General features: G+C 44.5%; 8 protein-coding genes. 4 read left to right on the plus strand and 4 right to left on the minus strand.

Annotated features, from left to right (window positions below; translation table 11 throughout):
• Nucleotides 1-211: 211 nt before the first annotated feature.
• Nucleotides 212-2,302, plus strand: coding sequence for a glycosyl hydrolase family 28-related protein (locus WD077_09620; protein MEX0967485.1), 2,091 nt, complete (start codon nucleotides 212-214; stop codon nucleotides 2,300-2,302).
• A 91-nt stretch (nucleotides 2,303-2,393) separates the two neighbouring features.
• A complete protein-coding gene (locus tag WD077_09625; GenBank protein ID MEX0967486.1) occupies nucleotides 2,394-3,986 on the plus strand; it encodes a hypothetical protein in 1,593 nt (530 codons plus the stop codon).
• Nucleotides 3,987-3,990: 4 nt separating this feature from the next.
• Here the strand turns inward: WD077_09625 and WD077_09630 are convergent, their stop codons facing one another.
• Entirely contained in the window at nucleotides 3,991-4,206 is a 216-nt protein-coding gene (locus WD077_09630; protein MEX0967487.1) for a hypothetical protein, read from the minus strand.
• A gap of 147 nt (nucleotides 4,207-4,353) precedes the next feature.
• The gene (locus WD077_09635) at nucleotides 4,354-4,719 is read right to left on the minus strand and encodes an ArsC/Spx/MgsR family protein (GenBank protein MEX0967488.1); all 366 of its coding nucleotides are present in this window, start codon (nucleotides 4,717-4,719) and stop codon (nucleotides 4,354-4,356) included.
• Between the two features lie 281 nt (nucleotides 4,720-5,000).
• Between WD077_09635 and ettA the strand changes: the two genes are divergently transcribed.
• The gene (gene ettA / locus WD077_09640) at nucleotides 5,001-6,680 is read left to right on the plus strand and encodes an energy-dependent translational throttle protein EttA (protein ID MEX0967489.1); all 1,680 of its coding nucleotides are present in this window, start codon (nucleotides 5,001-5,003) and stop codon (nucleotides 6,678-6,680) included.
• A 27-nt stretch (nucleotides 6,681-6,707) separates the two neighbouring features.
• Here the strand turns inward: ettA and WD077_09645 are convergent, their stop codons facing one another.
• Nucleotides 6,708-6,893 (minus strand): hypothetical protein, encoded by a 186-nt coding sequence (locus WD077_09645; GenBank protein ID MEX0967490.1) that lies wholly within the window; start codon nucleotides 6,891-6,893, stop codon nucleotides 6,708-6,710.
• Nucleotides 6,894-6,980: 87 nt separating this feature from the next.
• Between WD077_09645 and WD077_09650 the strand changes: the two genes are divergently transcribed.
• Nucleotides 6,981-7,196 carry a DUF2905 domain-containing protein gene (locus WD077_09650; GenBank protein MEX0967491.1) on the plus strand — a complete coding sequence of 72 codons (216 nt, stop codon included), beginning with the start codon at nucleotides 6,981-6,983 and terminating at the stop codon, nucleotides 7,194-7,196.
• Between the two features lie 191 nt (nucleotides 7,197-7,387).
• Here WD077_09650 and WD077_09655 read toward each other — a convergent pair.
• Nucleotides 7,388-7,806, minus strand: a 419-nt coding sequence (locus tag WD077_09655; protein MEX0967492.1) for a T9SS type A sorting domain-containing protein, incomplete at its 5' end; no start/stop codon positions are given.

Consider the following 7,806-nt stretch of genomic DNA (forward strand, 5'->3'; position numbering starts at 1 on the left):
CCATGATCTCAATAAAATGCAAAATATTTGTACTGCGGAAGATTCTTACGGTTAGATATTATTAATGCATAAATACTTCATAAATAGATATTTATATTTTTTTCATGAAAAATTGGTGATGGTTATAAGCATTTATCCCTGAAATTCGGAGTATCAGTATCATCTTTGAATACAAAAATTTATCGCATCTTAATACACTGCTAAAACCGATATGCCAGCTAAAATTTTCCTGATTATATTTTTCCTTTCTATTTCTGTTGCAGCTTATTCACAGGTCATTCCTTCCTCAAAACGCGTGGATTGGACGCAGGTGGGGCTGGAGAGTAAAATGGATACGCCTTCGCTCATTCTCAACGTCATGGATTTTGGTGTAGCGGCAGATGCCGCTACAGATGACTTTCCTGCGATTGACAGTGCTATCCAATCCTTAAATGGCAGCCCGGGCATTATCTATTTTCCATCAGGAATTTATCTCGTCAAATCTACCCTTGTGCTGCCTGACAGCATTATCCTCGCAGGATTTTCAAGTGACAGCACCACCCTGCTTTTCGACCTGCCTTCATCAGGTATGAACTGCATAAATATGGGCAGAGGGCAACGGGGCAGCTTTGTATCCGTTACCGGTGGAGCCTTCCGCGGATCCTCTTCCATCAGCGTTTCCGGGAGTTCAGGTTTCAGTGCTGGTGATTGGGTAGAGATCCGCCAGCAGAACGGCTCATGGGATGTGCAGCCCGCTTCAGGTGTAGATTATTGCGTTGGCCAGGTGGTGAAGTTGGCTGCGGTCAATGGAAATCAGTTTACCCTGGATCAGGCATTGCGCATTAGTTACAATGCTTCGCTCAATCCGGAATTAAGGAAGCTGAATCCGGCAAGGCAAATCGGTATTGAAAACCTGAAAGTGGAACGGAAAACAGATCCCGGTTCCGGAGCCGGAAGAAATTTTTCCTACACCTATGCGGTAAACTGCTGGCTAAGCGGTATTGAAAGCAAGAAGAGCATTGGTGCTCACGTGCTGTTGAATATATCTTCTCATATTTCCATCACCGGCAGTTATTTCCATGAAGCCTTTACCTATGATGGTTCCGGGACGCGCGGCTATGGCATTTGCCTCATTCAGCATTCGGGCGATGTGCTGGTGGAGGACAATATCTTCAGAAAGTTGCGACATGCTATGGTCGTAAAGCAAGGGGCAAATGGAAATGTGTTCGGCTACAATTACTCTCTGGAGCCTACACGAAGCGAATTTCAAAGCGATTATGGCGGAGATATTTCCGCACATGGCCACTTTCCATTTGCTAATCTTTTTGAAGGCAATATCGTCCAGAATATTCACCTGGATTACGCCTGGGGTCCTGCAGGTCCGCTTAATACTTTCTTCAGGAACCGGGCAGAATTATTTGGTATATGGATGACTTCCGGCAGTTATCCAAGCGACAGCCAGAACTTCGTAGGTAATGAAGTGACGCATGTGGAGCAGTGTCTGTATTTCTGTTTATTAAAAAAAGGAAATTACAGCCTGGCCGGCAGTGGACATTTTGAGTATGGAAACCTGATTAAAGGAACCTCCTCCCAGGGAATCATTACTCCGCCCAATACCGGGACGCTTGCTGATAAGTCATACTACCTCAGCGGAACACCTGCATTCTGGAACGTGGCCGATACCTTCCCTTCAATTGGGCCGGGAAATTTGCTTGATTCCGGAAGTACACCTGCTTTTGACCGCTATCATTTTGCATCTGCCAAAACAATTAGCAATGACGTACTGCCTGTTGAGTTAACAACTTTTCGGGTGATCCCCGGAAAAACTACGGTTGTGATTGAGTGGTCAACGGCAAGTGAGAACAATAACGACTACTTCGTGGTGGAGCGCAGTGCCGATCTTCATTCAATTGATGATGTGGTAAAAGTGGACGGAGCAGGGGATAGCTGGATTCCTCTGAGCTATAAGGCCACAGACGAGCAGCCACTACAGGGAGTTTCTTATTATCGCCTTAGACAGATAGATTTTAACGGAGAAATCAATTTTCATAAGTGGGTTGCAGTTCGGATAGAAATGAATCAGCCTGTAAAGGCGTATCCGCAGCCGGTTGCAGGGCAACAGTTGTGGCTGGAATTACCAGGCGAAATGCGATTGCCGGTTTCAATATATATTACGGATGCAGCCGGCCGCCAGGTTCTGAGGGAACAACAGGATGAATATAAGGCTGCGCACTTGCTGCCATCGGGTTTAAAAGGAATTTATACACTGACGGTCATTGATGCAGGACAGCAAGTGGAAAGGCTCAATATCAGCGTGCTTTAAATATGTTCTTAAAATAAAGGACGAAACTCAAGGCTGTGCATCCAGCACTCAAAGCCAATACAGGGATGATTAATTTTGCCGGCTGATCTCCATGAATTCCTTGTATCCGGAAATATCTTCTATTGTTCACAATAAAACCCTGAGGGAGCGCTTGCTGTGGGTATTTCTCGTAGTGCTGCCTATGCTGGTATTGGTTTGGATATTCATCAAAGCCGCCTGGTTATCAGACGATGCCTACATCACTTTCCGAACGATTGATAATTTCCTAAATGGATATGGACTGCGCTGGAATGTAGCCGAGCGCGTGCAATCTTTCACGCATCCGCTCTGGATGGGGTTGGTAATGATAGCCGTGTTTTTTACCAGGGAATTTTATTTAACGGTGACCTTCTTATCGCTTGCCTGCTCTATCATGGCTATCATTCTGGTGATCTGGAAAATTTCTCCGGGGATCTGGGTCTCATTCCTAGCTATCGCCATTCTTATTTCCTCGCAGGCCTTTGTGGATTATTCTACTTCAGGGCTCGAAAATCCATTAAGCTTTCTGTTGATCGCCTTCTTCGCGATTTTATTTTTTAAAAGAGAAGAATCACTGCAAAGCTTTGGCTGGTTATGTTTTGTGGCTGGTCTTGCTGTCCTCAACCGGATGGATATGATCCTGCTATATTTACCTGCGCTGGCCTGGACTGCTTTTTCATTACACAGGAAATCGAAATCAACATTGCGGGAACTGGCAGGTATGTTTATCCTGGCTTTTACTCCTTTTATTTTATGGGAAATATTTTCATTGATCTATTATGGTTTTCCATTTCCCAATACGGCCTATGCTAAACTTTCAACAGAAATTCCTGCTGAAATTTTGAGGCACAAGGGCCGGTATTATTTTTCTGATTCTATAACCCATGATTATGTAACTCTTCCCATCATTGGGCTTGCGATTATTTTGTCAATATATTTCAGAGGCAGCCGAAGCCTGACGCTGGCTGGCGGAATATGTCTTTATCTGCTTTACATAATTCATATAGGCGGTGATTTTATGTCAGGACGCTTTTTTTCAGTACCGTTTTTTGTAGCCGTTTTAATTATTTCCCAGTTGCCTGTGCGGCAATGGTTTGCAGCACTTTTGGCTATTGGCGCCATAGGGGCCGGACTTTTAATGCCTAAGCCGGTACTGCTTTATGACATGGATGATCATGCTCTGATATGGCTAAAAAGTGGAATTATGGATGAGCGCAGATTTTATTACCAGTGTGCCGGATTTCTTCCGGTTTTGAATAAATCACTGGAACCGGATTGCAAATGGGTAAAGGAGGGTAAGGATATGAGGGAGGAAAACCTGGTGATAACGCAGGTTATAGGTTTCCACGGGTTTTATGCCGGACCTTCAGTTCATATTGTGGATACTTTTGGACTTACGGATCCATTTCTTGGGCGTCTTCCATCTGATCCACGATCCCGTATCGGCCATTTTAGCCGGGGAATGCCTGCAGGCTATGAAGCAACGTTGCGCCAAAAAGAGAATTTGCTCGAATATCCTAAACACCGGAAGCTATTTACTGTAATATCTACGATTACCCGTGATCCGATTTTTTCGGTTAAGCGATTTAAGGAAATCGTAAAAATCAACGTTGGAATGTATGATCATTTAGCAGTAAATCCTGCTGTGAGACCGGATATTGAGTAGCCTTTTAGTCCTCGTAGCGCTGGATGAATTTAATAATCATTTCATGCCTATCGCCATCCTTATCTTCAATTTTGAGGTGCAGGTACGGATTATCAGCAGTTTGATGGCGCGAGCTTAAAATCCTGAACGAAACACGTTTTTCCATCTCACCCATCAGTCCCTGAAGCGCCTTGGAGAACTCAATTTCTGATTTACTTGGATTGTAGTCAATCGTTTTCATAAAATTGAATAATTGTTCAAAACATTAACAAGTGCCTGCGGCCAATGTTGATAATATTAAGAATTCAATAAGCTGTTCCTGTTTATTTTAAATAAAAAACCTCCTGAAATTGGAGGTTTTAGCATATTGTTTCCGGGGATTAAATCTTCAGGCATTTGCCAGTTTCAGGACATCCGTTGGGCTGGAACACAAAATGGCCTTTTCGCCTTTTACGACAATTGGTCCTTTGATCAGGTCGGGATTGTGGATCAGGACATTAAGCCAGTCATCTTCCTGCACTTCCCAACCCCGTACTTTTTGCTGATAGAGCGGATGAGCCTTGTTCAGCAGTTCCTTGGGTTGCAGTTGCAGCATAAATAACAGATCCTTCCAGATTCGGCCCGTAAAAGGATTTTTGTGATATTCCACGGCCTGCACATGCCGCGTCAGCGTATGGGCATAAGCCAGCGTTTTGCGTCCGAGACTTGATGAAGGATCATAATAGATCATGAGGTGGTTGTTTCGAAGCTTCATAAATGCGCTTTTTTAAATTGTGATGGCGGCATAATATACAAATATTTTTAGAGATATAGTTTTAACCATCGTATTGTTGATTTGGTTGATCATGAAATTTATCAGGAAGGAATACAATGCGTTATGCCGGATTTTTAGAGCCGGAGCAGTTCAGGAAGTACAATTTATTATGTGGGTATTTATTGACAAAATAGGATATGCCCTAATCCCCCGGAAGTTAAAATTGGGTTCTAAAGCCTAATTTTGCAGCCTTTTTTAACAATACACCACCAACTCCAAAAATGGCAGATAACAAGATTATATTTTCAATGGTAAATGTGAGTAAGACATACCCGCCAGCTAAGCAGGTACTGAAGGACATTTATCTTTCCTTTTTTTATGGAGCCAAAATCGGCATTATTGGCCTCAACGGCTCTGGTAAGTCTACATTGTTGCGAATTATTGCGGGAGAGGAGAAATCCTTTAATGGCGAGGTAAATTTTTCAGCAGGATATACCGTAGGCTACCTTCCGCAGGAGCCCAAACTGGACCCGGATAAAACAGTGCGCCAGATTATTGAGGAAGGCGTAAAGGAAGTTGTGGCTCTACTAAAAGAATATGAGGACATCAGCATGAAGTTTTCGGAGCCTATGGGTCCTGACGAAATGAATAAACTGTTGGAACGCCAGGGTGAAGTACAGGAACTGATTGAACAGAATGACGCGTGGGAATTGGACCGAAAGCTGGAACGGGCGATGGAAGCACTCCGCACGCCAGAAGGTGACCGTACGATAAAGAATCTTTCTGGTGGAGAGGCAAGACGGGTAGCGCTTTGCCGCTTGTTACTTTCCAAACCTGACATCCTTTTGCTGGATGAACCTACCAACCATCTTGATGCAGAATCAGTGGAATGGCTGGAGCAGCACCTGCAACAATATCCCGGAACCGTTATAGCCGTTACCCACGACAGGTATTTCCTTGACAACGTGGCAGGATGGATCCTTGAACTGGACAGGGGAGAGGGCATTCCCTGGAAAGGAAATTATACGTCCTGGCTGGAGCAGAAGCAAAACCGCCTGGCGCAGGAAACGAAGGGCGAAAGCAAACGCATGAAGACCCTGCAGCGTGAACTGGAGTGGGTGCGCATGGCCCCGAAAGCCCGTCATGCAAAATCGAAAGCCCGCCTGAAAGCCTATGAAAAATTGCAGAAAGAGGAAGGCAAAGAGGCACTGGATAAGCTGGAAATTTACATTCCCAATGGTCCAAGATTAGGGGACAAGGTGATAGAGGCGCACCAAGTGTCCAAAGGCTTCGGAGATAATCTCCTTTTTGAAAACCTCGAATTCAGCCTGCCCCCAGCCGGAATTGTAGGAATCATCGGACCCAACGGGGCAGGAAAGACTACGCTGTTTAGGATGATCATGGGAGAAGAAAAACCTGACGAGGGAACATTCCAGATAGGAGAGACCGTGAAAATAGCCTATGTTGATCAGGCACATACGGAATTAGATCCCAATAAAAATGTCTGGGAAGCAGTATCAGGTGGAAATGAATGGGTAGAGCTTGGCAAGCGTAAGATTAACAGCCGGGCATATATGAGCTGGTTCAACTTCAGCGGAGCAGATCAGAATAAGAAAGTCGGAACGCTTTCAGGCGGAGAGCGAAATCGTCTTCATCTTGCATTGACCCTTCGGCAGGAAGCGAACGTTCTCCTGCTTGATGAGCCAACCAACGATATTGACGTGAATACTTTGCGGGCACTGGAAGAAGGACTGGAGAATTTTTCAGGTTGTGCCGTGGTGATTACGCACGACCGGTGGTTCCTTGATCGTGTCGCTACGCATATATTGGCTTTCGAAGGCGATTCCCGTGTCTTTTTCTTTGAAGGAGGTTATTCAGAGTATGAGGATAATAAACGGCAGCGCCTTGGAGAAGACGGACCTAAACGCACCCGCTACAAGAAATTGACTGCTGAAGGTTAGCCGGAGGCAACCGTTCGCTGAGGTAATTTAGCTGTTGGTAGGAGGAATGGGCTTGTATGGATTTCGTTCCATCCCTTTATCTTTTTGAGCCGCTTTATCCTTTTCTTCCTTGAAGTTCTTTTTCTGAGATTTTTGCTTCCGGAATTCTTCTTCAGCCTTTTTATCCTTCTGCATTTTTGACTTTTCGTCCTGTTGATTTTTCAGTGTTCCCATAGGTTTTGGATATAGATTGTTTATTAATACTAATGGATATTCTAAAATCATTGTTCAATAAATCGAGTATCCTAAAAAATGCAGCAGATGGGGAAATATCTATTCATCATTGGTGCAGTCATCATGATGATCGGAGCTATTCTCTGGCTTTTGGATGACCACTTTGGCTGGTTTGGCAATCTCCCTGGGGATGTGAAGATAGAGCGTGAGAATGTGAAGATATATTTCCCGTGGGTTACGATGCTGCTCATCAGCATTGTTCTGAGCCTTTTGCTGTGGCTCATTCAGAAATTCGGAAAATGAGCTTCCGAAGTACTGTATCCTCTTTATCAATTAGAAAGTGTATACAGAGGTATTCCTGGTAGAAAATTTAGTCCCGCATAATTCCCAAAAATTGTTGTTGAGAAATTCTCATTCAAAATCCTCTCACAAAAAAACCCGGTAGCTTCAACAGCTACCGGGTTTTTAAATATGAGTTAAAATGAACTCAGGATTTATCTGACAATATTGATTTTGTGCATCATTCGGTCGTTGTCAGTTTCGATGCGTACGAAGTAGAGTCCGCTGCTGACGGAGGAGACGTCTACCTGATAGTCAGCGCTGGAGATGTTGGCATCGGCTACGCGCTGGATGACTTTGCCCAGGGCATTCACTACTTCGATTCTCACGTGCTGGCTCTCAGGCAGGTTCATCCGGATTTGGAAGCGTCCGTTGCTGGGGTTGGGGAATACCTGAACATATTGGCCCAACCCTTCTTCCTCAATGGCGGTGCTTTCAGTGCTCACCCGGATCGTTCTTACAAGCTCTTTAGATAAATTTCCATCTTCATCTTCAGCCTGGTAGGTAAGGTAGTAGTATCCCGGCATCATAGAGTGCTCAAAGTTTCCACCAATGTGGAGAGTTGGGCTTGGAT

Source organism: Bacteroidia bacterium (assembly GCA_040880525.1).
Lineage (GTDB): Bacteria > Bacteroidota > Bacteroidia > CAILMK01 > JBBDIG01 > JBBDIG01.